This window comes from Enterococcus sp. DIV0546 (genome assembly GCF_051712785.1).
Classification (GTDB): Bacteria; Bacillota; Bacilli; order Lactobacillales; family Enterococcaceae; genus Enterococcus; species Enterococcus faecalis.
This window is the reverse complement of record NZ_JBIOPO010000001.1, coordinates 994555-1021324: the sequence shown is the minus strand read 5'-3', so window position 1 is coordinate 1021324 and position 26770 is coordinate 994555. Positions and strand designations below refer to the sequence as shown.

At 37.0% G+C, this 26770-nt stretch carries 22 protein-coding genes; all 22 read right to left on the bottom strand.

The features are described from left to right. Nucleotides 1-13: 13 nt before the first annotated feature. Nucleotides 14-3289 (bottom strand): GH36-type glycosyl hydrolase domain-containing protein, encoded by a 3276-nt coding sequence (locus IGJ24_RS04950; protein ID WP_289865576.1) that lies wholly within the window; start codon nucleotides 3287-3289, stop codon nucleotides 14-16. Between the two features lie 17 nt (nucleotides 3290-3306). Beyond that, nucleotides 3307-5457 (bottom strand): glycoside hydrolase family 3 N-terminal domain-containing protein, encoded by a 2151-nt coding sequence (locus IGJ24_RS04945; protein ID WP_289865577.1) that lies wholly within the window; start codon nucleotides 5455-5457, stop codon nucleotides 3307-3309. A 4-nt stretch (nucleotides 5458-5461) separates the two neighbouring features. After that, nucleotides 5462-6226: an endonuclease/exonuclease/phosphatase family protein gene (locus tag IGJ24_RS04940; protein WP_129193578.1), complete on the bottom strand. Its 765-nt coding sequence runs from the start codon at nucleotides 6224-6226 to the stop codon at nucleotides 5462-5464. Further along, a complete protein-coding gene (locus IGJ24_RS04935) occupies nucleotides 6207-7124 on the bottom strand; it encodes an acetylxylan esterase (protein ID WP_002385975.1) in 918 nt (305 codons plus the stop codon). The genes IGJ24_RS04940 and IGJ24_RS04935 overlap by 20 nt, the downstream gene beginning before the upstream one ends. Next, nucleotides 7117-7710 carry a DUF624 domain-containing protein gene (locus IGJ24_RS04930; RefSeq protein ID WP_002357898.1) on the bottom strand — a complete coding sequence of 198 codons (594 nt, stop codon included), beginning with the start codon at nucleotides 7708-7710 and terminating at the stop codon, nucleotides 7117-7119. Before IGJ24_RS04930 ends, IGJ24_RS04935 begins: the two co-directional genes overlap by 8 nt. Nucleotides 7711-7766: 56 nt before the next feature. Beyond that, nucleotides 7767-9365 carry a sugar ABC transporter substrate-binding protein gene (locus tag IGJ24_RS04925; protein WP_289865578.1) on the bottom strand — a complete coding sequence of 533 codons (1599 nt, stop codon included), beginning with the start codon at nucleotides 9363-9365 and terminating at the stop codon, nucleotides 7767-7769. 17 nt (nucleotides 9366-9382) lie between these two features. Beyond that, nucleotides 9383-10264, bottom strand: coding sequence for a carbohydrate ABC transporter permease (locus IGJ24_RS04920; RefSeq protein WP_002357901.1), 882 nt, complete (start codon nucleotides 10262-10264; stop codon nucleotides 9383-9385). Nucleotides 10265-10278: 14 nt separating this feature from the next. Continuing rightward, nucleotides 10279-11190, bottom strand: a complete 912-nt coding sequence (locus tag IGJ24_RS04915) for an ABC transporter permease (RefSeq protein WP_002382199.1) — start codon at nucleotides 11188-11190, stop codon at nucleotides 10279-10281. 291 nt (nucleotides 11191-11481) lie between these two features. Then, nucleotides 11482-12372, bottom strand: a complete 891-nt coding sequence (locus IGJ24_RS04910) for a metallophosphoesterase (RefSeq protein ID WP_002384670.1) — start codon at nucleotides 12370-12372, stop codon at nucleotides 11482-11484. A gap of 257 nt (nucleotides 12373-12629) precedes the next feature. Continuing rightward, on the bottom strand, nucleotides 12630-13304 hold the full coding sequence (locus tag IGJ24_RS04905; protein WP_174125799.1) for a hypothetical protein: 675 nt from the start codon (nucleotides 13302-13304) through the stop codon (nucleotides 12630-12632). Next, nucleotides 13255-14745 (bottom strand): helix-turn-helix domain-containing protein, encoded by a 1491-nt coding sequence (locus tag IGJ24_RS04900; protein ID WP_289865579.1) that lies wholly within the window; start codon nucleotides 14743-14745, stop codon nucleotides 13255-13257. The genes IGJ24_RS04905 and IGJ24_RS04900 overlap by 50 nt, the downstream gene beginning before the upstream one ends. 411 nt (nucleotides 14746-15156) lie before the next feature. Next, nucleotides 15157-16413 (bottom strand): NADPH-dependent oxidoreductase, encoded by a 1257-nt coding sequence (locus tag IGJ24_RS04895; RefSeq protein ID WP_002369562.1) that lies wholly within the window; start codon nucleotides 16411-16413, stop codon nucleotides 15157-15159. Nucleotides 16414-16431: 18 nt separating this feature from the next. Then, on the bottom strand, nucleotides 16432-17040 hold the full coding sequence (locus IGJ24_RS04890) for an NADPH-dependent FMN reductase (protein WP_002363762.1): 609 nt from the start codon (nucleotides 17038-17040) through the stop codon (nucleotides 16432-16434). A 26-nt stretch (nucleotides 17041-17066) separates the two neighbouring features. Beyond that, the gene (locus IGJ24_RS04885; RefSeq protein ID WP_002369563.1) at nucleotides 17067-18002 is read right to left on the bottom strand and encodes an FAD:protein FMN transferase; all 936 of its coding nucleotides are present in this window, start codon (nucleotides 18000-18002) and stop codon (nucleotides 17067-17069) included. Nucleotides 18003-18221: 219 nt separating this feature from the next. Beyond that, complete coding sequence (locus IGJ24_RS04880; protein WP_002382193.1) at nucleotides 18222-19112, bottom strand: helix-turn-helix domain-containing protein; 891 nt, start codon at nucleotides 19110-19112, stop codon at nucleotides 18222-18224. Between the two features lie 184 nt (nucleotides 19113-19296). Continuing rightward, nucleotides 19297-20625, bottom strand: a complete 1329-nt coding sequence (locus tag IGJ24_RS04875; protein ID WP_002404489.1) for an amidohydrolase — start codon at nucleotides 20623-20625, stop codon at nucleotides 19297-19299. Continuing rightward, a complete protein-coding gene (locus IGJ24_RS04870) occupies nucleotides 20609-22393 on the bottom strand; it encodes an adenine deaminase (protein WP_173968607.1) in 1785 nt (594 codons plus the stop codon). The genes IGJ24_RS04875 and IGJ24_RS04870 overlap by 17 nt, the downstream gene beginning before the upstream one ends. Continuing rightward, on the bottom strand, nucleotides 22369-23433 hold the full coding sequence (locus IGJ24_RS04865; protein WP_002357914.1) for an ABC transporter substrate-binding protein: 1065 nt from the start codon (nucleotides 23431-23433) through the stop codon (nucleotides 22369-22371). The genes IGJ24_RS04870 and IGJ24_RS04865 overlap by 25 nt, the downstream gene beginning before the upstream one ends. 26 nt (nucleotides 23434-23459) lie before the next feature. Beyond that, on the bottom strand, nucleotides 23460-24500 hold the full coding sequence (locus IGJ24_RS04860) for an ABC transporter ATP-binding protein (RefSeq protein ID WP_002413403.1): 1041 nt from the start codon (nucleotides 24498-24500) through the stop codon (nucleotides 23460-23462). A 38-nt stretch (nucleotides 24501-24538) separates the two neighbouring features. Beyond that, a complete protein-coding gene (locus IGJ24_RS04855) occupies nucleotides 24539-25318 on the bottom strand; it encodes an ABC transporter permease (RefSeq protein WP_002357916.1) in 780 nt (259 codons plus the stop codon). Next, nucleotides 25311-26147 carry an ABC transporter permease gene (locus tag IGJ24_RS04850; RefSeq protein WP_002382189.1) on the bottom strand — a complete coding sequence of 279 codons (837 nt, stop codon included), beginning with the start codon at nucleotides 26145-26147 and terminating at the stop codon, nucleotides 25311-25313. The genes IGJ24_RS04855 and IGJ24_RS04850 overlap by 8 nt, the downstream gene beginning before the upstream one ends. 207 nt (nucleotides 26148-26354) lie before the next feature. Beyond that, nucleotides 26355-26759 carry a hypothetical protein gene (locus tag IGJ24_RS04845; protein WP_002369569.1) on the bottom strand — a complete coding sequence of 135 codons (405 nt, stop codon included), beginning with the start codon at nucleotides 26757-26759 and terminating at the stop codon, nucleotides 26355-26357. Nucleotides 26760-26770 lie beyond the last annotated feature (11 nt).

Below are 26770 nucleotides of genomic sequence, written 5' to 3'. Positions count from 1 at the left end.
ACTACTCTCCTTTCTAATGGTAAATTTCAATAACACTTGCTTCATTTAATAATGAAAGCACCTCGTCTTTTTGAACTTCCATTCCCCCTTCTCGATAAGGGTTTTCTTCAAACTTAAACGGAACTTCTTGACCATCGATAACTATTTTCGCTGACTGATTTGGATAAAATTTATATGTGACAGGTTTATCAAACAATTGGTAAGTTAGTGCTAAACCAGACAATTTTTCTGGTAACATGGGATCAAAAACCACGCTTTGGGCCTTTTGCCGAATCCCTAAAACAGCTGTAATTAATTGATTTAAATAAATTCCCGGCCCGCTTGAATAAATTCGCCAACCACCTTTTACCCCAATACTTCCATCTTTTAGTTTACCAAAATTTTCTTGTGATTCATACCTTGTTTTAAAATCGCCATCGGAACTACTAAAATAGGCATTGGCTTGACGTAACTCTGCATTGTGAACCACTTCTTTTAATTGAACTGGATTGATTTGCATTAATGCTTGCCAGGTTTTGTCTCGCTGACCAATTTTCGCCATCGCTTCTGTATAGCGAATGTGCGCATGAACATACTGTAAGCCAATTTCGCGACCAAAATTAGCCGCCTGTTCTGCTCGTTTAAAATTAGTGCTCACACCGCCTCGATAGTTCGCTGGTTTGTTCATTAAGCGCACGCCATCAGGAAACGTTAATTCTTTTTCAATAATTTCTAAATGATGACTTACTTGTTCCGGTGTTAATAATTCAGCTAACATACTACGAGTCATTGGCAATAATCGATATTGAATCCCTGTTTTTTGGTCATTTGGGTGAATCATTTGTTCAAAAGTTTCTGGCGTTTCCATATAAATAAACCCTGGAATCGTTTCATCCGCCAACATATATTTTTGAAAATCGTTCTTTATTCCTGCGACTAAAATTGTTAAGTGCTGACTATAAGTAGCATCGATTTCCGTAATTAAAGCCGCAAATTTTTTCAACACTTGATACGTTAAGGCAACGGTCCAACTACTAGCCATTTGCTCTTTAAGACGATTATCATAAGGTTGTAACGTGTCATCCCAATCGCCGTCACCATAACAGGATAGAAAAGTTTCTGGTAAAAAATGTTGTTCAATATAATTTATTTCTTTTTTCAAATGTTCAAATAAAGATGCTGTTTCTTTTGTTTTGTGATTATCTTTGCGACTTGTATAAGGGATTTCCGTAGCTAAGATTGAATAATCTGCGGTTTGTTCCAAATAATCAGTCACTACTTTCAATGGCCAGACGATAATATCGCCATGGCTTTCACTGGCTTTTTGTTCTTCGTATCGGTCAAACATAAACCATTGCGGCCAGTTGCCATCGTCCTCAAATTGATTTTCAAATAGATGCTGAATAATGGAGGCCACGATCTTAGGCTGTTGCGTCGCAAAGAAAAATTCTGTCGGTCCTTGCGACACATCTCGTGTGCCCCAAGCTGCTCCACCATACTGTTCTAAGCCATGTGGCGACAAATAATGAACGAGCATATTATGAGTATACCAACGAGTTAATTGATTCATTTGCTGCACACTTAAGTCTGTGTGTGTTAACTCAAAATGATGCAACAAGCCATTAATGAATGCCAAATATTGACTTTCTGCTTTTTCAAAATCTAATGGTGTATTGACTAATGCTTGGTCCTCTATACTGCCCGTAATAAGTAGTGAAAATTTTTGGGTCTTTTCGATTGCCAAGACTAATAAGTCCGCTTCAGCTCCACCAAATAATGTGCTATCGGTTACTTGAAATGATTTATCAACTGTCAATGCATAGGTTAGTTCTGGGTAATAATTTTCTGTAGCAGAATGATTTCCCGTCACTCGAAGTGTTTTGCCAGTTTGTTCTAATTGATAGGTTGGTACTTCTTCAGGTCCTAATAACAAATGGTTAGAAACAGCCCACATATACGCATCCTTTTGACTGGTCACTTCCAATTGAATCACTCTTGAATCAGGCGAAGTGAAGGTGCGTACCCGAATTGTATCCTTTGGCAACTTATAATACCACGTAGCAGAGTTCAACCCCATTTCAAAAGCAGAAGGCATTGTTAGTAAGCGCCATAAGCCATTCTCTAAAATGTAGATTCGTTGACCAGAGCGTTTCATAACGTTTAAAGCGTTTCGGCTATTACTCATTAATTTGTTCATGGTTGTATTTCCTAAAACCACTTGTGAATTGAAAACGCCATACATATACACTGTCGTACTAAGCAAGGGTTCGTCAACCGTTAAGCCTTTACCACTTAATAAAATGTGGCCATGCGCTCTTTCCATGGCAATTTCTTTTTCTTGAAGAACAACGTGATGGTAATTTTCCGTGAAAAAGGAATACGTCTGACCTGCTACTTTTTCAATTTGTGTCTGAAAGGGATAAAGTGCGGCCAACTCTTCTTCTGTTAATGGATTTCCTGTGATAGGTTCTCCTAAAAGTTTCGGAGGAGAGTCCTGTGTTTCTTCTAATGAATCGAATGTCACAGTTTCATAAATAGCTTGTAAGTCTTCTTTCGATAAAAAAGGTTCAGCTAATGCTTGCGGATGTGTTTCTGTTACCGCACCATAAAAAACAAATTCCTTACTTTCATTCGTTAATTGGACGGCTTCCGTTTGTAAAGCGGTGTAAGCAAATTCATATTGATAGACTTCATTTGCTAAATATCTTTTCCCCAATGCTTCTGGTGTGTTTGTTTGTTTAAATGAACGTCCGAAAAATTGATAGCCGTCCGTTGAGTAGCCTACTAATTTTTGAAAACTCCCTTGAATAAGGGCTGGAAACTTCTCATTTTGCGGTTGATTTTGTCTTGATAAAACAACAAGCTCTTCGCCCTCTTGCCAAATGTGATGATCAAGATACTGCGACACATACGCTTCATTTGACTGAACGGCTCCTTTTGTCGCTAAGCCAATATCTTGACCATAAACAATATCTACTAAGCCAGTTCCAGTGACATTAACCCGCCAGAACCATTGATTGCTTGGCCCCAAACGAAAGTCAACTTGGTAACGAACCGCTTCAAATTCACCCCGCCATGTCAATTGGTTATCTGAAAGATAAAAATCACTTTGACTGTTGGAACCAATCATTGGTCGATAATTAATTGTGTCCCCTGTAATTATCCGCAAATAGAGTTGGTTCATACTGCCGTCTAAAGGATTGCCTTCTAATTGATTAATCATCATGCCACAGCTATTCAATTCTTTTAAATCACCTGTCTCTAGAAATGTAGCGACTGTGTCTGCTTGCTTAAGCTTCTTTATCTGCATAACTTATCCTTCCCATCTTATTCATTTAACGTGACTGTTGCGGTTTGTACATCGCGACTATTTCCACCAATCATTACGATAAATTCACCTGCATCACTGGTTACCTGATTATCTGAATGAACATAGCGCACCATATCCTCTGAAAGAAGAAACTGAACTTCTTTTTCTTCCTTTGGTTCCAGCCAAACTTTTTGGAAATCTTTTAACTCTTTAATTGGGCGAACCACTTGTCCCACCAAATCACGTACATAAAATTGCACGGTTTCCTCTCCAGCGATTGGACTGTCATTTCTTACTAAAACAGAGACCGTGATTGGTTGTTCTTTGGTAAATGTTAATGCACTTAGTTGAATTGGTTGATAAGAGAAATGACTATAACTTAAGCCAAATCCAAAGGAATATTTAGCGTAATTGGAGACATCTAAATATTTAGAAACATATTTTTCTTCTGGTGCTGACTCATAAGGACGCCCAGTATTGTCGACATTGTAAAAAATTGGCACTTGACCAACCGTTTCTGGGAACGACATACTTAAACGACCACTTGGATTGTACTCTCCCCACAAAATTTCTGCTAGCGCATTGCCCCCTTCTGTTCCAGGTTGCCAAGCTTGCACAATTCCTTTTGCAACATCTATCCCTTGTAAATCTAAGGGCCGGCCACTGTAGACCGTGACAACAACATTGGGATTTTTCTCAATAATTTGTGCCACCACTGCTAATTGTTTTTCGGGTAGACGAATATCACTGCGACTGGCAGCTTCCCCACTCATCCAATCTGTTTCGCCTAGTGCCACTACTACTTTATCTGCTTGACTAGCTAACGTTAAAGCCTCTTCAATGGCCGCCGCGGTCGGTTCAAAGTAATCAAAGGGTTCTTGGGCAACTAGAAGATTTGTGGTTAATTTTTGGGCCCCAGCCACGAGTGAAATGGCTTCTTCTTTCTTTCCTTGCCATGACCAAGCCCCTAAAATATCTTGTGATTGGGCCCCTGGACCGACAAGCGCGATTTTTTCTTGCGGTGTAAAAGGCAAAATATTTTCATTTTTTAAAAGAACCATTGATTTTTGAGCAATCTTTTTAGCTATTTCTCGATGTTCTTTGCTTAAAATCACTTCTGCTTCCGCTTGTTCATCCGCACCACGATAGGGATTTTCAAATAAGCCTAGCTCATTTTTTAGTTTTAAAATTCGCATAACTGCTTCATCAATAAGTGTTTCAGCAATCCGGCCTTCTTCAAGTAATTCTTTTAAATAATCTGGATAACACGTGGTCATCATTTCAATATCTACACCAGCTTTGATAGCCAATTCTGCTGCCTGTTTTTCATCTTTGGCAACGCCATGAGGAATTAATTCTTTAATCGCTCCCCAGTCTGAAATCACAACCCCTTCAAAGCCAAATTCATTTCGTAATACGTCTCTAAACAGCCATTGGTTGCCTGTAGCAGGAATCCCATCCACTGTATTGAAGGACGTCATGACAAGTTTTGCACCCGCATCTAATCCAGCTTTATAGCCAGGTAAATACATTTCTCTTAGCTGCCGTTCAGACATATCTACCGTATTATAATCCCGACCAGCTAAGGCACCACCATATGCCGCAAAGTGCTTCACGCACGCGGCTACTCGCCAATTGTCCTCTTTTAAATTTTCTCCTTGGTAACCTCTAACCATTGCAGCAGCTAAGCGACTGTTGAGTAATGGATCTTCACCTGTTGACTCCATGACACGTCCCCAACGTGGATCGCGCACTAAATCAACCATTGGTGAAAAGGTTACATGTAATCCTGAAACAGCAGCTTCTTTTGCTGAAATCTCCGCCATTTTTTCAACCGCTGCTTCATCCCAAGTGCTTCCTAAAGCCAAAGGAATCGGAAAGATGGTTCTGAAACCATGAATAATATCCGCCATTAAAAGTGTTGGAATATTTAATCGATGATTTTGCATATATTCTTTTTGAACACGTTTTGCTTCATTTGCACCGGAAACACCCAGTGTTGTCCCCGCCGTATCAATCGTTTCTTGACTTAGTCCTAGCTCTGACATAGGGCCGGTCTTTTCTTCTGCTTTATCTGAATAAAACGCTGCTGCTAATTGTAATAATTGATTAATTTTCTCATCAATTGTCATTTCTTCGACTAATTGAATCAGTTGATTTTCTTTCATACTCTCACCTTTCTTCAATACATACTTCTGCTTCTAAAGGAAAATGGTCGGAGGGAAAACGTCCATCGATACTATCTGTTAAACTTGCGGTTTGCTGTACTTGCCAACCTTTTACATAAATATAATCAATTTCTTCTAATTCCGCCCAAGGTTTTGTGTAAGTAAAATTTTGAAATGTTCCTCTTGGGCCATAATGAGTAGCTAAATTTTTGCTATCTTGAAATTTTTTTTGAACAAGTTGATGAACCGCTTCCTCCGACTCTGCATTAAAATCGCCCATTAATAAAGTTGGATACTGTGCAATTTTGTCATGTAACTCCTCTAAGATAACGGTCATTCCTGCTAAACGAGCATGAGCTGAAATATGATCCAAGTGAACATTGATGACTAAAAAAGGGGTATTTTGAGTCGTTTCCTTAAATAGTCCCCACAAAGCAATTCTTGGACAGCCAGCTTCAGGATGGATACTTGGCTGCTGAGGTGTTTCAGATAACCAAAAATACCCTGTATCAATAGCCTGAATTTTTTGTTCGTTATAGAGAATCGCTAGTCCTTCTCCTTGACCATCCCCTTCTCTTTCCGCAGAAAGACAGGTGAATGTTGTATACGCCTTTAAATCCCTGACTTGATTCGGTCGTGCTTCTTGAATACAACAAAGGCTCCAATCATGAAAATTGATTAACTGACAAACAGCCTCTTTACGAAAAGACCATTGCCAATCTTGGTCATACTCTGTATCTACCCGGACATTATACGTAGCTATTTTCATTTTTAACCTCCTGCAATAGTTGTTGAATTTGACGCATTTCACGACGGATCTGAGTTGTTTCACCGCCACCATGGCCTTTTTTCCAATACACTCTGACTGCTTTTCTTGCCTTTATCTGATGATAAGAAGGGAAAAAATCTTTCATTGGACATATCGGATCATGACTCCCAACAGAAGCAAAGACTGGATTTTTAATTTGCGAAACAAAGTGACGACTATCAAAATAAGGAAGAACCGCGGCAATTTTTTCATGCGCTTGGGGATGCTCTTGTAAGTACTGATGAATAATTTGATACGACCCCGTTCCTTCTGCTACTCTATTTTCTAAACAAGAATGACTTGGAACATCTGCAAAAGTAGCTAAAATCGGGAAGTCGACTAAACTGTTCACCATTAACACTACGCCACCCCCTTGGGAACCACCACGAAGAATGATTTGGTCCTGATTAATTTCAGTAAAGGTCCGCACCACTTCTACGCTACGTAAATGGTCGGCAAACAAACGGCGTTGGTACCAATCTTCTTTGTCTAGAAATCCTCGTCCCATTGGTGCTTCATGCCAAATTGTTTGGTATGGCACGCGATCTTTGGTTAATCCCCCTTGACCTCGATTATCAATGACAAAACAAGCACAACCAATTTGTGTCCAATGAGCAAATTGCCAAGGTTCTTGAATATGATTCATATAGCCTAAACAATCAATCACTATTGGCTGTTTCCCCGCCGTTTTAGGAAGTAACAAATAGCCAAAGATGCGCTCACCTAGGAAACTTAAAAAGTCGACCTGTTCCACTTGAACATTTTCCAATGGATAGTCAATGACCCGCCGATGGATATCTAGCGGTATTTTTTGAAGTTCTTCCTTAGTCTTTTCCCAAAACTCAAAATACTCATTCATGTTCCACACCTAACACTTTCTGAAAAAACGCAACTTGAAGAAAAGCCGTTGTCCCGAATCCTAACGCAATATATAAAAACAAATTAAGCTTATAGAAAAAAACAAACGTTAAAAGAGGTAAAATAAACAAAATAATCGCATTGGCACTATTACTTAAGACCACATAAACCGTCTCACCTAGTGTCTTTTTAACGGACCAATTAAAAACGGAAAAGAGAAAAAGAAAACTCGTCAAAAATAATGCAACAAAACTTAATAGAAAAATAGCTAAGAAACCTAAACTAGTGGCTATTTTAAATAAACTTGTTACGACAATACCGCCCAGTAAAAAAGCAACGAACAAGACACCTGTTAAAATAAAACCTCGCATGATATTATTTTTTAATGCTGTCCAAAACGTTCGCAAAACAGGAATATCTTTTTCACGATACAAACGATAAATCGTTCGATACAACGCAATTAAGCCGACACCGCTAAAGATGCCTGTTATACAGGTAATTAAAAAGAGAAAATTAATAATGATTAGGTTGGCAATAAAAGAAAAAATCCGATAATACCAACCTTCATATGCAAATAGCTTATTCATATTAAAAGAGAAAAGCGGATTTCTCGTTGCTTTATCCGCTTTTCTCTCCTCCTCTCTTACTTAAGTTTGTCTCTGTTTTCCGCCATTTTCTCAGATTTTATTTTTTCAATTGCATCCCATTTATTTGATTTTAAGAATGCTTTGTAGTCTTCTAAAGATTTGTCAAAGGCTTTATCATCTTTCGCACGAATCATTGAAATAACGGTTGTATTTAGTTTGGTTTCAATCGCTTCATTCGCCCGAGCTTCCGGCGTTCCTGCATCTGGATTAATATTTTCAATTACGAAATGTGGGACCAATTTTCCTTTGCCCCATTCTTGCATTTGCGTTAAAGCACTTTCCATTGGCACTTTTAGTTTATTAACACGGTCATTGTTAAAGTATAGGAAACGACTAATGCCATATTTTTTGTTGTAGGCATCATTGTCTGTTTGTTCTAATTTTTTCACTTCTGGTAAATAATCAATTTTTCCTTGATCATTGTACGCATAAGTAACTCCTTCAACGCCATATTTTGTTAAAATTTGTCCCGGTTCATCAATTAAATATGTGAATAGTTGAGTGACTTTCGCTGGATCTTTCGCATCTTTCGTAATGTAATTACTTAACCAACCTGAAATCCCGGTTTGATTTAATGTTGGTTTTCGGCCAGAAGTACTACTTGGTCCATCAATGGCTATATAACGTGTGCCAGATTTTTTCATAAATTCTGTAAAGTTTCCACCTTGACCACTAGTTCCAGCAACGAGCATGGTTGCATAATTTCCTTGTTTCACTTTTTCATCAAACGTTGCTCCATCATCTGTGAAGCTATCATCACTAATATTGCCTGCTCGGTAAACATCATTAAATGTTTTTAACCATTCTAAGTATTCTTTATCTAAATTTCGATCATAGTATTTACCATTTTTATCCTCTAAAGGAACACCTAAGAAGTCTTGTAATTTGTCTAAAAATGGTCCTGCACCATCGCCCACTGTGGTGAAGCCCATTGGGGTCATCTCAGGATATTTTTCTTTAATCTGTTGCATGACTTTTTCAAAATTTTCTGGTATTGAAACGTCTGGCTTGCCTAATGCATTATAGACATCTTCACGAATAACAAAATTATCATTTACTGGGATATTTCCACTTTCATAATCCGCTTTTGTATTAGAGTAATTAGGGTAACCATATGTTTTTCCATCCTCTAAGGCATACCATTTAAACGTATCTTGGTTAACAACTTTCATTAAATAGGGGTCATATTTTTTAGCTAAATCGTTTAAAGAATAGGCCCAAGAATCTGCTTTCAATGCTGCTTGTCCAGTTTTTTCAGTTAATGTCACGATATCAGGCATATCTCCACTTGAAATCATGGCATTTAATTTTGAATCATCGCCGGAAATAAATTCAATATCCACATTTAAATCTTTTTTAATCTGCGCAGTGGTCACATCTTTTCCAAAAGGCAATGCCGTCCAATCTGAGTTAATATACCATTTAATCTTGGTCGGTTCTTTCTTCTTATCTAACTTCCAAGCAGGCGTCTTTTCATCTAATTCATACCGATCCTTAATTGAGACATCTGAGCTAGCTTTCTTTTCCCCTCCGCTACAGGCCGCTAAACTAACGACCGCCGTTGCCACCAATAAACCGCCTAAAACTTTTTTCATATTGTTCCCTACTTTCTTTATTCTTTTACTGCACCGGCCATCATACCGCCGATAAAGTGTTTTTGTAGTAATGGATAAATGATTAAAATTGGTATCGTTGTAATGACAATTGTTGCCAGCTGAACACCACGTGTTGTTGCCTGTACCACCATATCTGTACTACCGCTCTCTGTCATGGTACTCAAGTTGGATTGAACAATAATTTCATAAATTTTCATCTGCAATGGATACAAATATTCTTTGGTAATGTATAATTTCGTGGTCATAAAGTCATTCCATTGACCAACCCCATTAAATAAAATAATGGTGGCTAATGCCGGTTTTGTTAAAGGTAAAAAGATTTTATAAAAAATTTGAAATTCACTGGCGCCGTCTATTTTGGCGGATTCTTCTAAAGATGGTGGAATTTCTCGGAAAAAGTTCATTAAGATAACTACATCATAATAGCTAAATAAAGCTGGAATGATATATACCCAGAAGGTATCTAAGAGTCCTAATGACTTAATCAAAAGATACGTGGGAATCATGCCCCCACCAAAGTACATTGTAATGACACCCATCGTTGTATAAATATTACGCCCGACTAGTCTAGATTTACTAAGTCCATAAGCAACAATTGCACAGAACAGCGTATGCGTCGACGCACCGATGACTGTTTTTAAAACAGAAATCAAAAACGCTCGCGGAATGCTACTATCCGAAAAAACTTTCCGATAATTTTCTAGCGTAAATCCTTTCGGCCATAAAACCAAGCCTTTACCGGCTAAACCCGAACTTGACGAAACTGAGGAAACTAAAATATTCCAAATTGGCACGATAATTAATAAAGAAAACAACACAAGAATTAACGTATTGAAAAAGTAAAACCATTTGTTTTCTTTTGATTTTCTTTTAATCACAGCTGTTGCCTCCTTTATAAAATAACCGACCGACCATTGTTCATTTTTCTAGTAATGCGATCTGTAATGACTAATAAAACAATTGAAATAACAGAAATCCCTAAACCAACTGCCGTCGCATAAGAAAAGTCCCCTTGCGTTAGCCCCATACGATAAACAAATGAATTAATTACTTCTGATTTGTTTTGGTTTTGAGCATTCATTAAAACCAACGTTTGATCTAAGTTCGATCCCAATAAACCGCTAACATTTAGAATTAAGTTCAACGAAATAATCGGCGCTAATAAGGGCAAAGTAATCGTTCGGATTTGTGTTAATTTTGAAGCACCATCAATTCTCGCCGCTTCATAAAACGTTGGATCAATACGAGACATGCCAGCAAGATAGAGAATCGTGCCCCAACCTACTTCTTTCCACAAATCAGAAAGAACAGCAATCCACCAATACTTATCAGGATCTAACAAATGATTGACGCCCTGATTCATTAAGCCTAACGACATCATGACTTGGTTGATAAAGCCATTTGTTGAAAGCCACGAAATCAACATCCCGCCTAAAACGATCCAAGAAAAAAAGTGCGGAATATAAGAAATTGTCTGAATCACTTTTTTTAAATGTCCATCTCTCATTTCAAAAATCATTACCGCTAAGATAATCGGAATAGCGAATCCTAAAAAAAGTTTCATTAAACTAATCGCTAAGGTATTACGAACTGCTTCCCAAAAAAAACTATCTTCCATAATGATTCGAAAATTTTCAAGTCCAACCCATGGTGCAGAAGAAACCGTATCAACAATCGTATAATTTTTAAAAGCAATGATAATTCCATAAATTGGAATGTAGTTAAAGACAATCATGAATGCTACACCCGGAAGTACCATCCAATGCAATTGCCGCTGATCATAAAACTTTTTTAGTTTTTTCATAAGCAGGGTTCCTTTCTTTTTAGTGAAACGTTTCTACAAACAGATTATACATTCACTTCAAACGGTTGTAAACCCTTACATTATGGTTTTGTTTAAAAATAACAGCATTAAAAAGCGCTATAGACCATTTATAATGAAATTATTTTCCCTGCTTCTTTTTCCATAAAAATACTCTTTTCTAGATATTTTAAAGCATTTTATAGAAACGTTTCACCAAAATATGTACATCTTTTTCTTAAAAATAATTCTGTTAAATAACAGAAAAAAGTCTGGTCGGATTGACCAGACTTTTTAAATATAGATAGTAAAATGTGTAATTTCAGGGATCACCCCAAAACGGGCATGAATGGCGGTCGTTCCTAAGCCTGTATTAACATATAGTTGCGTTTCTTGGTCCAACTGATACAATCCTCTGGTATACTTTTCTGCTAAAACATTTGTGATTGGATAAAAAGGAATCCAAATTTGTCCGCCATGGCTATGTCCTGCTAAAACTAACTGTGTACCCGTACCAACAAATGCATCCGCGACATCTGGTTCATGGGTCATTAATAACGCATAGTCATACGTTTCTCGATAGGATAATGTTTCTGAAACGGAAGGATTTCCTAATAACGAGTCATCTAAACCACCAATAAAAAGACGGCGTCCATCTGCTAAGGTTACTGTTTCTCCTTGGTTTTTCATAACGGTAAAGCCACTGGCCTCCATGACTTCATCATACACCGCAGAAGCACCGCCACCATAATCATGATTTCCCCAAACTGCATATTTTCCAATTGTCGCTTGCAACTGTTTTAACTTTTCAATCATCGGTTCTTTTTGTTGCGGATTTTTGGCATAATTGTCAAATAAATCACCTGTAAAAACGATAATATCTGGTTTTTCACGATTGACTTTTTTTATGACTTTATCTAACCGCTTCGTCTCATAAAATTCTGAAACTTGTATATCCGAAAGTTGCACAACATTCAATGGTTCTCGTTGATTTTTCTTTCCCAAAGTCACCTGATTAACGTGAACTAAATTCGGCTCAATCTTCCACGCATAGATTGGGAGTGCGATAATTAAGAAAAAAAATAAGAGCATTATACTTAAACCAATTTTTTTAACCACATCACTCGCTCCTTTCTTTTCTTTGATTTCCGAAGACTTAGTATAGAGAAAAATCTTCTTAACCACAATCTAAAACAAAGGAAATTAAGGCTTTGTTAAACAACCTAAAGAATTTCCACAATCTCTTATCCTTTTCTTAGCTTTTTTATAAAAAAAGCTAGATAATTTCATCTGTCGATGAAATTATCTAGCTAGAACATTCTTCTCTTAATGATGATGTTTTCGAAACGTTTGATAACCAATTAAGCAAAATAAAATCCCCAATAAAATCATTCCAGTTACTGAAAATAAGCCTGCTAACATCTTTCGCATCCTCTCTGTTGCTAAACTTCCTTATTTGTAGTCACTATTTCTTGTTGTAAAATTGGTTGAAATAGACGACGTTCTGCTAATTTTCTTGCTAAAATTGCTTCACTTTTTTTCGTAAAGATACCTAAGTTATGGCGCTTGCCTTTCAAAGAGATATAAGCCAGCCATTTCCCAGAAGCGGTCTGGCTCACCCCTTTGTGTCCACTGCTATTATTTTTGGGGCGTTTACTTTGTAACTTCCCTGGAATTACGCCAGCAACTCTTTGTCGGTAATCCTTCTTTTTACGATGACCGCAACTTTTGGTATGGCCATTCAACAAATTTTCACAGCGAACCCAGCAAGATTGTCCGCACGAACACAGACAATACGCTTTCATTGTCTGTTGAATACTTTCGATCCGTACCACGACTAATTCATGATAGTTTTTTTTCAACATTGTTTGATAGCGATGGTGCGCACATTTGGTTCGATACCCACGAATTAGTTGTCTTCTTGAAGCTTCTGTATAGCTCCCACAAGAACAGCGACAGGTCCAAACAATTAGCCCTTCTTTTCTTTTTGCCGTTGGTGCTACTACTGTCAACTCACCAAACTTTTGACCAGTTAAGTCTTTATAGTTAACTGCTTGTCTCAATTGACTATCCTTCGTATTCTTGTTCTCGCCACATCTCGATTGGGTCTCTCTCATAGTGCTCATTTTTCTGAGTCTCTCCCTTTCTTAGTTCTCTGACCACCTCAGCAAATACTTGCCAATCTTTTGTTTCCGGCAAATGACGCCATGTCAATTGACGACACCGTACTTTCGAACTATAAAAATCGGACAAATACAAATCGGTTTCTAAGGTTAATTTGTGATCAATCATCACATCCATATAATTGAAAGAAGCAATAATTTTTGCAATAAAGCGGTTATAATCCTCCCCACCAGAAAAATCAACAAATACATGAATCGTTTTTTCAATTGCGCAAAAAGACCGATCATTTAACAAACAAAACATAAAATCATAGTATAGATGCACGCGTTCATACATTAAAAATCGTTTTTGATACAGCGACTCTGTCTTTTGTATAAAACCATCTAAGGCGCGATGAATTTGAGGAAACCGCTCTTCAAAGAAACTGCTCTGCTTGGCGGGAATAAATGCAGCCACTGAAAAGTATAGGTGGTCCCAGCGATAACAAATCAACTTTAATTTTTCTTTTGTTTCCACCGTAATTCGCTTTTCAAAGAAAGGAATAACACTATTCATATGATCAATAAATTCGTCTAACATGGTTAACTTATCTGGAAAAACAATCGGACTATCAATGTATTCATTTAAACTTAAAAAAAGAAAAATATATGAAGTCTCTTTGCCAAAATCCTCTTTAAAAAGAGGGGTTTCGCTTGTATAAATTTTTTCAAACGCATGCTGTAAACAGCTAGGCACATGAACTTCCGTAAAAGAGTCCACTACATGATCAGAAAATACACGAAAACGTTGAATCGTTAAAAGAATAAATAGTTGTGCGCTTTGATTAAGACTAAACGTTCTTTGATACATCAATTGTAGATCGTTTATAAATTGTTTAATGCCAGGACTATTTTCCAGCAAAATGTTAGGCAGCCTTTCTTGATTACTTCCATAAAAATAATACAAGCATTGAAAACAAAAACTTCGGATATTTTTCTCTTCTCCAACCAAGCCTGTTGACTTTAATTTAATACGCCAATTAGCTAAAATCAGATTTAGTTTATACGAGAAGGCATAAATTTTGCTTTTGCTCATAAAATGAATTTGAGAAAATTCTTGAATCGTGTGCTTTTGATAGAGGCCCACATCAAGAAGCAACTTGGCCATTAGTGATTGATCAAAATAATATTTTCTTAAGGCTTGATAATCAATTTGCGATAATTTTTGCGCACTAATCAGTCCTTTAGCTGGAAAAAGAATTTGACTCCTTGAAGAAATCTGTGTACATTCATAATTTATTTGACGGCACAACGATTCTAACTTTTGAGTGGATAAATCAAAATATCCATAAAATTCTTCTTTTAATAATGGACCTTCACTATTCATAAAAGTTTGATAAATAAGTAATTTATCTCGGAATTCTTGGTCTAATAATTCATCTAACAAAGTAGTCACATTTTCAACTCCAAACTATCACGCCTTAAGTATCTATTTTTTTAACAAGACGTGAGTGTCAATCTTGCTTATTTTTTCCACAAATTTAAAAATGATTCTTTCAATATTTAGGAATCTTCATAGAAAAGTATTATTTTAACCAAAAAAAGCCCCCTTGCGTCACCAAGGAGGCTTTTTTTGTTATTTTTTTACTTTAAATTTAAAGAAAAGCTGATTTGTTTGACTAATTTTCTGTTTCTTTTCTAGCCTATTCGTCAAAAATGATTGAAACTTTTGGTTCGTCTTCTATACTATCTTCCTATAAAGTTCTTACTCTTTTAAGTATCAGCTTCTGTCAATAAAAGTCCTCATTTGGCATTGCTAATCTGAATACAGTATGACTACTTGTTGCCGCTATTTTTTGCTGTTATTTTACTCTTTAATTGAAGCGCTAGAAACGCTGTCAACTGTTGGCTTTTCGGTCGCTGACTCTTCTTCATGGACTGATGCACTTGAGACACTATCTGCCGTTTCTGGCGCTTCTTTTTTGGAGGCACCACTGACTGCATCGACGTTTTTTCCACCGACTAATTCTTGCCCAGTTTGTTTTAAATACCAATCAACAATTGGTTTAAAGTCTAAAATATACTCATTAATTCCCGCGTAATTTCCATTATCATCATACATCGCTTGATAGTTATGCACTACATAGGTATCTGGTCCGTGCATTGGAACATGAACGCGAATAGCATCTGTTTTTCCTGACCGTAATTGTTGAATCACCCATTCTACATTTTTCAATGCTTTTGGCGGATGGCAATTCGCTAATGGATTACCAACTTGTCCTGGTTGCCGTTTAGCAAACATTTCTTCAGCAGCCATTTTTTTATTGTAATATAAAAATTGATTGTTACTGTCTGCATAAGTCAATTCCATTGGCATTGATTTTAAGAAATAATTTAGCTGATCTACGGTTAAAATGCCTCGATCTAATTTTACATATGTGTCGCCTTCCACAGCCTGAACCACTTCTGCTGCTTGTTCTACCCAATCATCTGCTGCCATATCAACCCCTTCGATCGTTGTTTCAATGGTTCCTTTTGCATGTAAATCCTCAGGTAAGTCTTTTGGCTTAGCTCCTTCTAATTTTGAAATCACATCAATGAATTCCACGAATTTTTGTAATGTGCTTTCTAAAAATTGACGTGTTCCCTCCGCAATTAAGTTGCCGTTTTCATCAAATGCTTCTTTAGCTTTCCCTAATAAAAACTCGTTCCCAGGCATCACGATTGCATTGACACCAGGTGCATCAAGAATTTGACGGAGATGTAATTGCGCACGCGAGGTTCCTTGATCATAATAAGAGCAACCAACAATCATTACTGGTTTATTTTCCAGCGGATGAATTTTGAATGATAACCATTCTAACACACTTTTCAAACCGGCAGGAATGGTATGGTTATGTTCGGGCGTCGCAATAATTACGCCGTCTGCTTGTAAAATTTTGCGATTCATATTCTGAATCAAGACACTGTTCGTTTGATCCTTACTTTGATTAAACATTGGAATATCTTTAATTTCTAAAATTTCCAAGTCGAACATTTTATAAAACTCTTTGCCAATATATTGCAGTAGTAACCGATTATAAGAAGAATCAGCGTTTGATCCGACGATCCCAATTAATTTCATTTTATTCACTCCATTTCGTTAAATCGTTTCCCATGAGAAATTTTCTGCTTCTTTTTTATTTTGCGCATGCGCATGTTTCAGCTGTTCTGTAATTTCAATAAATACACAAAAATCTGCAAACAAACCAGCTAGTTTATCTATTTGTTCTGAATCTTTTAACGCATTGTTTTCATCAAAAGCTTGTAAGGAATGCGCTAATAGAAATTCAGAGCTTGGCATAATTCGTGCTTTCAATTCAGGAGCATCTAAAATTTGACGTAGATGCGCTTGTGCTCTAGAGGAACCTAACGTGCCATAGGATGCACCAGTAATCATAACTGGTTTATCAACAAACGGAAAAATCCCGTAAGATAACCAACTTAGGGCATTCATCAAAGAAGCCGGCACCGCATGGTCATATTCAGGCGTACTGATAATGACGCCATCTGCTGCTTCAATTTTTTCAGCAACCGTTTTAACTATTTCTGGCAAAGCTTTGTCTTCTGGCTTGTTAAACATAGGAAAGTCAACAATTTCAACTAGTTCAATGTCAGCCTCCTGCGCAAAATAGTGTTGCATAAATTGCAAAAGTTGACGATTGGTTGATTGCTCTGAGTTCGTTCCTACTAAGCCGATAATTTTTTTCATAATGAGCTGTCCTTTCTTTTTCGGTTCTATGAATGGATAATGTGAAGAGTATCTGCTAACCCGCTGCTATATAAAATTTGCTGGTCTTGTGTAATGATGACTCCTTCAATCCCATCTAGTTGATTGAGGATTTCAAGCGCTTCTGGAATTGGATAACCAAATAAACGCGTTGTCCAAATCTCACCATCCACTGAAGCATCCGAGATAATTGTGATGCTGGCCATTTCAGTTTCCAATGGGTATCCGGTTGTCGGATCCAACAAATGGTGATAGACTCGCCCAGCTTCGGTTAAACTTCTTTCATAAATGCCCGACGTCACAACCGATTGATTAGCCACTTCGACAAGTAAGCTGATTGTTTCTCTGGATTCTTGCGGATTGCGAATACCAATTCGCCATTTTTTGTTTTGATGCATAGAGGGCCCCAACGTCACAATATTGCCGCCCAGATTAATCAAAGCAGACGTCACATGGACTTCTTTCAAATAGGCAATTAGTAAATCAGCGATATAGCCTTTTGCTAAAGCCCCCAGATCTAATTTCATTCCTTCTTCTTCCAAAAAAACCGTTTGTTTTAAGGGATTTAAGTGAATCTTTTCTGGATTAATTTTTTTCAAACAGGCTTTAATTTCCTCTTCTGACGGGACACGGGCATCTTTAAAACCGATTCGCCATGTTTGAACTAACGGGCCAATGGTAACATTCAAATGACTAGCTGGATCACAACTATGTTTTTTCCCTAATGCAATTAATTGATACAACTCTGGATGAACGCTGACTGGTTTTTGCCCAGCTTGTTGATTGACAGCCATCAGTTCCGAAGTGGAATCATTTGCACTAAAGCGTTGTTCATAAGTGATCAATCGTTGATGCACTTCTTCTAGAATTTTTTCAGGTTCTTCATGGTCTACAAATACATCTATTACTGTGCCCATCAAATAAATAGTTTGACTTTGTTGCACCTCAAGACTTCCTCTCCACGAAAGATTGTGTTTTATTTCACATTTATTCACAAATGAATCATACGCCTTTATTTGATGCCAGTCAAGTCGTTTATATATTTTTTTATATAAAATAACGACCTTAAAATTTTCATTTAAGGTCGTAACATGTCTTGAACTCTTTTAAAAAACGCTTTTTTTATTATATTTTGAAAATAAATATATAATTTTCTATATAAACTAATTATTCTTAGATAAAATTGTTTCTTTCAATGTTTGAATTGCTTCCAACAAGATGCGGTTTTTATTGATTTTTGCATACGCGCGGGCATCTTGTAGTAGTTCTAAAATTTGCTCTTGCGGCTTTTCTTCAGCTAAGGCATTTTTCGCAAGTTGGAAAGCTGCTCTTGCCAAGTAATACGTGACGTGATTATCAGAACAGATGGAAATCGCATACTCTAACAAAGCATCACTTGTTTCTAAATCGCCTTTTTCTGCATAAAAAACACCACAGTGAAAGACAACATTTAATACTCGCCAAGTATCTTCCATTGATTGAATAGTATAGAGATAAATTTCCTTGAAGACCTTATTGAAATAAAATTCGGCTTTCTCAATTTCGCCTTCTTTGGCATAGGCCATGCCAATTCCAGTAAAAGCTAACAAACGGTAAATATCGCTCGTGTATTTTTGCTCTTCAAACAGAAGTTTTTCAAAGGTAAATAAGCAATCCATCAACGAAGCATTTTGAAAAATCATGACAAAGCCTTGTAAATAATAATATTCTAATAACAGTTGGGAATCTTTGATTTCATCAAAAGGAATATTTTTTAAAATTGTTTGCAATTGGTCATGTTCGCTGGTAATCAAGAAGAATTCTGCTTCTTCCATTTTTTCAAGAATTTCAGGTTGTTTAATCCCTACGCGCGGGAAGAGTTCCCCCAAAGGTAGCTCTAAACGATTACATAGTTGGATCAATATTTTTAAAGTTGGGACTTGACCATTCTTTTCAAAGCGACTAACCGTAACTTGCGTACAAATCCCTTTAGCTAATTCACTTTGCGACAAACCACGTGCTTTGCGTTTTTCTATAAACCGTTGTATATTCATTGCTTTTCCTCTCATTCTCATCTTCTCAAACTTACTATAATACAACTTACCTTAAAAATATATATAGAAAAAGAAAAATGTTTATAACAAAAAAGAACACAGACAACTCTTTCATTAAAAGTTTGTCTGCGCTCTATTAGAACCTGAATCACTAAACGTCAATCCAGCGTTATTTAATCAATCCGATACGTCCTACTTGTTCTGTTTAGAGAGCTGCTCTTTTTTTAGCTTCTTTCACAAACGTATTCATGGCCTGATATAATTTTTCCTTGATTTCTTTGAGATTAGCTTGTTGTAATTCTTTATTGGCAACTAACTGTTGACCGTTCACCCAAACGGCTTCAACATTGCTAGCATTTGCTGAATAAACCAACGCTGAATAGGCATCAAAAATCGGAAACATATTAACTGATTGCGTTTCAATTAATGTTATATCCGCTTTTTTGCCCACTTCCAATGAGCCGACTTGCTCCGCCAAGCCTAACGTTTTAGCGCCCCCCATCGTTGCCAGATAAACAATTTCTTTAGCAGGAAACAAAGAGCGATCTTGGTGTGCTGTCTTATGAAAATTCGCAACCATACGCATTTGGGTGAATAAATCTAATGTATTCCCACTACTAGGTCCATCCGTGCCTAAACCGACAATAATCCCTTGATCAAGCATTTGCTTAATCGGCGCTACGCCTTTGGCTGATTTAGTATTCGCACCAATACAATGAGCGACACGCGCTTTTCCATTAGTAGCAGCTAAACTCGCAAGATCTTCATCTGTTGCCAAAATACAATGCGCTAAAATAAACGGCTCGCTCAAATAACCCAGTTCTTCTAAGAAAGCAATTGGTGTTTTTTGATAGGCTTTTTCAAACTCAGCCATTTCATAAGTCATTTCAGCAACGTGCATGGTCACAGGAACTTGGTATTGCCGACTAAGTTCAATAATTTTTGCCAACACTTCTGGTGAATTGGTATTCGGTGCATGTGGCGCAAGTATAGGCGTAATCAACGGATGGCCTTGCCACTTGCGAATAAAGGTTTCCGCGTAAAAAAGACCGCCTGAAGGCTCTGGACTATCACAAGTGGGCATATCAATGATCGTCTCTCCGAGCAAAGCACGAACACTCATTTTTTCACAACTTTTAGCAATTTCATCTTCAAAATAATACATATCACAAAAGCTCGTAATACCACTCAGTAACATTTCAGCAATTGCATAATCACTACTGCATCCTACTAATTCTTTTGTCATGAATTGTTCTAATGGAAAAAGAAAACGCCGGAGTCGATCTGGCACATCGTCTCCTAACGAACGAAACGGAATCATGCCTACATGGGTATGGGTGTTAATCATCCCAGGTATTAAAATTCCATTTTGGCCATCGATTACTTGATTTGCAGCCACTCGCTTTTCATCAAGTGTGGTCATTGATGCTAATTCCACAATTGTGTCTTCTTCAATCACTAAATAGCCGGCTTTGATTTCTGAAAATTGCTCATCCATTGTTAGTATATGCACATTTTTAATGAGTGTTTTCATGCAAAAGAACTCCATCCTCTGGAAAAACTAATGGATAGAAACGTTGTGACTTCGTATCCATCATCCCAAAATCTGTCACTTTAATGGCTGGCGAGACAGGTAATGATAGTGTAGAAAAGGACATGATTTCATTCATATTTTGATAACCTAACGCTTGCATAGCTTGTCGGACTTTTTGTAAAGAAGCGCCTAATTGTTCAATCGGTGCTTGCGATAAAATCCCACCAATTGGTAAAGGACAAGTTGCCATCACTTGCTGATCCGAAGCAACCAAATAGCCGCCTTGCATCGCTAATAATTCATTCTGCGCTAACAGAATATCCTCAATCGTATTACCCATCACCATTAAATTATGATGATCATGGGCCCAGGTTGTCGCAATGGCTCCTTTCTCGGAAAGAGGTTGATCCATTAAAGAAAAAGAAATATTACCATTTTTTCCGTAACGTTCCATCACAATTAATAAGGCGCAGTTGGCTTTTTGCCATTGCAACAATCCATTTTCAACAGGAATTTCTTTTGTAATTCGTTCTGTAAATGTGCCAATTTCTTGTTTTTGAATCACATTACAACGAACTGTTTCTTTTGTTGTAGCCACCTTTAAAAGTAAATCTTCTTCTGTTAACTTTTTACATTGGATGGTTTGTTGGTAAGCGGCTGGAAACTCTTCGATTTTTTCTGGATAATGGAAGGGCTCGCCTTTTTCAAAAACGACCTTTCCAGATTTATAAACCGTATTAATATCAAAACTTTCTAAGTCATTTAATAACAAAAAGTCAGCTTTTTTACCAGGTGCAATTTCGCCACGATCATGGAGACCCATTCGTTTGGCCGGCGTATAAGTTGTCATATAAATGGCTTTTTCGATAGGCAACCCTGCTTGAACGGCTTTTTTGACATTTTCATTTAGATGACCTTTTAGCAAATCATCAGCCATCACGTCATCCGTGATAATACTTGCATAATTGTAGAAGTCATTGTCTACTATCACCTGAATGTTTTCAGGAGTGATTGATTTATTTTGAAATTGAATAAAGACGCCCGCTTCAATTTTTTCTTTTAACGTTTTAGGAAATTGATGGGTATGATCTGAAGTGATACCACTATATAGAAAATCTGCTAACTCTTGATCTTCGATTTTAGGACAGTGGCCTTCTAAAGGCATGGTTGGTCGTTGTTTTTGGCACAAATCGATAATTTGACGAATTAAAGAATCTGGCTCATAGGAAATCCCTTTAAAATTCATGGCTTCCCCTAAACAAATCACTTTTGGCTCTTTGAGTAATTCTGCTACTTCTGCTAAGCCGATAATCCCACCAGTTGTTTCTAATTCGGGAGTGGTCGAAGGAACCGAGGAAGGAATTGCGTGAAAGATATCTAGTTCTGTTTCAGCGGCCATAAAAGCTTTTAAGCCTTCTAAGCCAAATACGTTAGCCATTTCATGGGCATCGGCAATCACCGTTGTCACACCGTAACGCACTACTGCTTTGGAAAAAATAGTAGGTGTCGTCATGGAACTTTCAATATGCATGTGTGCATCAATTAAGCCGGGAATCATCCATTGATTCTCGGCATTAATTGTTTTTTGGGGCTGCAAATTGACGTTCTCTTCTTCATAAATGTAATAAAATTTATCATTTTTAATCGCAACATTTCGTTGAACGAATGTTTGAGTGACTGTTTGATACAGCCACACATTTTTTAGTAATACATCGACGTTCATTTTGTCCCTCTTTTCTAAAACTATTGATTCATCGTCCGATTCCATTGATCAATCCAATCCGCTAGTTGACTATTAATAAAATTAAAATCGACTGTTTTGGCACGTTCGGCAATGGCACCATATGTTTTATTTTTCGCTTCTTTTTCGCTTAACGTTACTTGTTGATTTGTAGGTCCTTCATTTAATGAAATCGCTTTGGCCTTTTGTGATTCTTCACTAATCCGTGCGTTAACAAATTTAAAGGCGGTTTCTTTGTTTTGTGCTTTTTTAGGAATATTGACTGTATTATAGTTGGCATACGTGCCGCTTTCTGGGACGACATACGTCACGTTTTCTGCTGCGCCTTGAATAATATCAACCGCAAAATCAGCAACCACAGCTGCTTCAATTTCACCAGATTGGAACATATTAGCTAAGTCTGACGATTTTGAATACGTTTTAACAACGTTTGGTTTTAATTCTTTCATCGCTTCAAAAGCGGCCTTCCCGTTATCTTTTGTAATATCTTGACCAGCATGTTCACTGGCAACGTATAACATTAAAGGACCTGCTGTCGTGGCAACGTCTGGAACAGAAATTTTACCTTTCAAATCAGCTGACCATAAGTCATCCCAGTTTTTAATTTCTTTGCCTAATTTTTCTTTGTTGTAAACAATCCCGATACTGTTTACAGCGATTGGTACGCCAGCACCACTTTCAAAAACCTCTTTTGCTCCCGGCGTTAACTGACTTAAATTAGGTACTTCTTTTTCTGTAATTTTTTCAAATAACCCTTCTTTTCCACCTTGTGCTGCATTTGCTTGTGCTAATTCAATGACATCAATTCCCGCATTGGGATTATTTTTTAATTTCGTAAAGCGGTCTGCGCTATTGCCTACTTCTAAGGTAACTTTCGCTTCATTCTCTTTTTCAAATGGAGCGATAATGTCTTTTTTGACAATATCTTCACTTAATCCGAAAGTTGAAACGACTAAAGCATTACTTCCACCTTTGCTCTCGCTTTTCGTAGTTGCTTCGCTGTTTCCACAAGCAGTCATTAATAACGTTGCAGCGACTAATGTCCCTAAAATTACGCGTTTTTTCATTTTTAAATCTTCCTCCAAAATGGTTTTTATTTTTCTAAAATAACTAATTTCTCAGCTGGAAAAGCCAAGTGAATGGTTTCGTTTGTTTCATATAACTGTTCACTTGTTCCATTAACCAGCAATGTACCTAACGCTGTTTCCACTTCATATTGATAGCTTTTCCCTAAAAATGTTCGGACAGCGACAGTACCTGCGACAGTATTAGTAGCAGCTTCTGAAACAATCTCAATGTCCTCTGGACGAATCGTTGCCACCGTCGTTGTAACATTTGGTTCAGGATTAGTCGTTTTCACTATTTGATTTGTTTGTGTCCGATAATGACCGGCTTCCATTTTTTCGACAGAGAAAAAGTTTTCAAAACCGATAAATTCTGCAACAAACTTAGTACGAGGCAAACGATAAATCGTTTCTGGTGAATCATATTGTTCAATCACGCCATTATTCATAATGGCCACTTTATCTGAAATAGAAAAACATTCTTCTTGGTCATGTGTGACAAAAACTGTCGTAATGCCTAATTGTTGTTGAATCCGTTTGATTTCAATCCGCATTGCCACTCGCAATTTTGCATCTAAATTACTCAACGGTTCATCTAGTAGTAATAGTTTAGGTTCAATAATCAGAGCACGTGCTAGCGCAACCCGCTGTCTTTGACCACCAGATAATTGTTTTGGATAACGGTCGCCCAAGCTTTCTAAACCACATACTTTTAGCATTTCTGTGACTTTTTGGTCCATGGTTTGTTTATTTTCTTTGCGTAATTTCAGCCCAAAAGCGACATTTTCTGCAATCGTTAAATGGGGAAATAACGCATAGCTTTGAAAAACCATCCCGAAGTTTCTTTTATGGACAGGAACCTTTGTTAGTTCTTCTTGGTCAACGAAAAACTGTCCGTCGTTTGGCTTAATTAATCCAGCAATCACTCTTAGCGTAGTCGTTTTACCACAACCACTCGGTCCTAATAAAGAAACTAATTCTCCTTTTTCCATTGAAATATTTAAATCTTTTAAAATATCTTGTTTTCCGTCATAGCTGACGCGAATATCTTTTAAATCCACAAAAGTCAAAATTTTCTCCTCTTTCTATCTCGTGCTTCTTCCATGTTTTAGGCAATGGAAGCTAGTCCCAACGTTTTTTCAATTAAAAACATTAAGCCCATTGTTAGTAGCATCAACAATACAGAAATTGCTGAAACAGTTGGATCATAATTGTATTCCATATAACTTAATAAAGAAGTAGGCAGCATCGTCACACCGGGACCTGATAAAAACATCGATACAGGAACATTGTTAAACGAATTGACAAATGCTAACATAAAGGCTGCAAAAATTCCTGAAGACACATTGGGTAAAACAATTTGAATAAAAGCTCGCAATCTTGTACAACCTAATGTCCAAGCTACTTCTTCCATTGAATAATCTAGTTGTTCCATACTTGATCCAACCACTCGAATAATATAAGGCAAACTAATTAAAAAATGCCCCATTAACAATCCTTGAAAGACAGGCAAACCTAATTTAATAACAATATATTGAAATAACGTATACCCGACCACAATTCCTGGAATCACAGTTGGGGATAAGAAAAAGCTTTTAATAAAGTTGCGCCCGCGAACGGAATAACGTGCCAGCGCATAGGAAGCCGGAATCCCTACTATTAATGCTAAAACAGTCGCTAATACCCCAATCAACAAACTTAACTTAAAACTGTCCATAAACGTTTCCGATTGTAAGGCTTTGGCGTACCAATCTAAAGTAAATCCTTTAATCGGAAATTGAATCGCTGCGGCTGTTCCAAAAGAAGTCACCACAATCAAACATAATGGTAAAAATAAAAACAGAAAAACTAGAATTGCAATAACAGATAGTCCTTTTTGCTTACGCATGATTTGCTTCTCTCCGATCTACTTTCTTAGCGACCATGTCTAGGCCTTTCATCACAATTAATGTCGTTAAAATCATAATAAATGCAAGAACACTCGCCGATTGCCAATCACCTAAAGTATTAGCCTTTTGATATAAGAAGGTCGACATCATCATTTTTTGGTTACCACCTAATAGCTGTGGCGTCGTATAAGCCGTTAAAGTTCCTGTAAACACTAATATACTTCCTACAATGGTGCCTGGAATTGATAAAGGTAAAACAATTTTCCGAAAAGCCGTCATTGGATTGGCGCCTAGCGTCTCAGCCGCTTCTAGCATTTCTCCTTCAATGTTTTCCATAACCCCAACTAAGGTCATAATCATTGTTGGTAAAAATAAATACACTGAACCGATAATAATTGCAAATTCTGTATACAATAAATTCAGCGGTTGCTCAATTAAGCCTGTTTTTAATAACAACGTATTCACTACACCGTTTTTTCCTAAAATGTTAATCCAAGCAAAACTTCGAATAACTGAATTGGTTAATAGTGGAAACAAGGTCATAGCCATTAAAAAGCCACGCCATTTTTTGGAAACTCCAGCAATAAAGTATGCCGTTGGAATGCCCAACACAATTGAAATACCCGTCACAATTAACGAAACTCTTATCGTTCGCCAGAAAATTGAAACATTATAGTCATCTTTAAAAAAAGTAACATACTGATTTAGTGTCAAGCCATGATCAGTAAAAATGGTTGGCAAAATGCTAGTAATTAATGGAATCATTAAGAAAAATAATAATAGTACTAGCCCCGGTGCCACAATTAAATACGGAACTTTCTTGTTCATTCGTACACTCCTCGTTCGTTTTTTCACTTCATCAGTATACGCAAGGAAAACGTATATTTCAACACATTTTCATCTTTTTGTTCGTTTTCAAACCCGAACGTTCGTATATTTTTTCGGAAAAGGTTATTAAAAAATAAAACACGAACATTAAACAAAAAAACACAAACAAGACTGTTTGTGTTTTTTGTCAACTTTTTTATTTATCACTTAATTTTCTTGGAACGTTTGATCCTTTTCCATCATTTTCACTATAATACCATCTTGATACACCTGATAATATCCGAACAATTCATTCTCTTTTGAGACACTATTCTTTTCAGATATAATTTGAACAACATAACTTCCTTTATTTGACTGCTTAAACGTATAATGAAACGCCGAGTCATTCGTTGGTATCCCTAAACCATTTTGTAAAAATTCAATCGCTTCCTGTTTAGTATAAGATTCTGCTTCTAATTGCGTTCCTAAATGCGGATTTTTTTGATCAACAAATTGTCTTGCTTTGTCATTATTAGCAGACTTTTCTATAACGACTTCCTGTTGCGAATTCCTACTTCCTGAACAGCCAGTTAATACAAATAAAATCACCAACAACCCCAAACACTTACTCAAAGTTTTCTCCT

Coding starts and splice junctions, on each gene's coding strand:
- IGJ24_RS04905 (WP_174125799.1), bottom strand. CDS start 13,304: ATGAGAGAGACCCAATCGAGATGTGGCGAGAACAAGAATACGAAGGAT.
- IGJ24_RS04865 (WP_002357914.1), bottom strand. CDS start 23,433: ATGAAAAAACGCGTAATTTTAGGGACATTAGTCGCTGCAACGTTATTA.
- IGJ24_RS04895 (WP_002369562.1), bottom strand. CDS start 16,413: ATGAAATTAATTGGGATCGTCGGATCAAACGCTGATTCTTCTTATAAT.
- IGJ24_RS04890 (WP_002363762.1), bottom strand. CDS start 17,040: ATGAAAAAAATTATCGGCTTAGTAGGAACGAACTCAGAGCAATCAACC.
- IGJ24_RS04880 (WP_002382193.1), bottom strand. CDS start 19,112: ATGAGAATGAGAGGAAAAGCAATGAATATACAACGGTTTATAGAAAAA.
- IGJ24_RS04855 (WP_002357916.1), bottom strand. CDS start 25,318: ATGCGTAAGCAAAAAGGACTATCTGTTATTGCAATTCTAGTTTTTCTG.
- IGJ24_RS04850 (WP_002382189.1), bottom strand. CDS start 26,147: ATGAACAAGAAAGTTCCGTATTTAATTGTGGCACCGGGGCTAGTACTA.
- IGJ24_RS04935 (WP_002385975.1), bottom strand. CDS start 7,124: ATGAATGAGTATTTTGAGTTTTGGGAAAAGACTAAGGAAGAACTTCAA.
- IGJ24_RS04930 (WP_002357898.1), bottom strand. CDS start 7,710: ATGAATAAGCTATTTGCATATGAAGGTTGGTATTATCGGATTTTTTCT.
- IGJ24_RS04940 (WP_129193578.1), bottom strand. CDS start 6,226: ATGAAAATAGCTACGTATAATGTCCGGGTAGATACAGAGTATGACCAA.
- IGJ24_RS04875 (WP_002404489.1), bottom strand. CDS start 20,625: ATGAAAACACTCATTAAAAATGTGCATATACTAACAATGGATGAGCAA.
- IGJ24_RS04950 (WP_289865576.1), bottom strand. CDS start 3,289: ATGCAGATAAAGAAGCTTAAGCAAGCAGACACAGTCGCTACATTTCTA.
- IGJ24_RS04925 (WP_289865578.1), bottom strand. CDS start 9,365: ATGAAAAAAGTTTTAGGCGGTTTATTGGTGGCAACGGCGGTCGTTAGT.
- IGJ24_RS04945 (WP_289865577.1), bottom strand. CDS start 5,457: ATGAAAGAAAATCAACTGATTCAATTAGTCGAAGAAATGACAATTGAT.
- IGJ24_RS04915 (WP_002382199.1), bottom strand. CDS start 11,190: ATGAAAAAACTAAAAAAGTTTTATGATCAGCGGCAATTGCATTGGATG.
- IGJ24_RS04870 (WP_173968607.1), bottom strand. CDS start 22,393: ATGGAATCGGACGATGAATCAATAGTTTTAGAAAAGAGGGACAAAATG.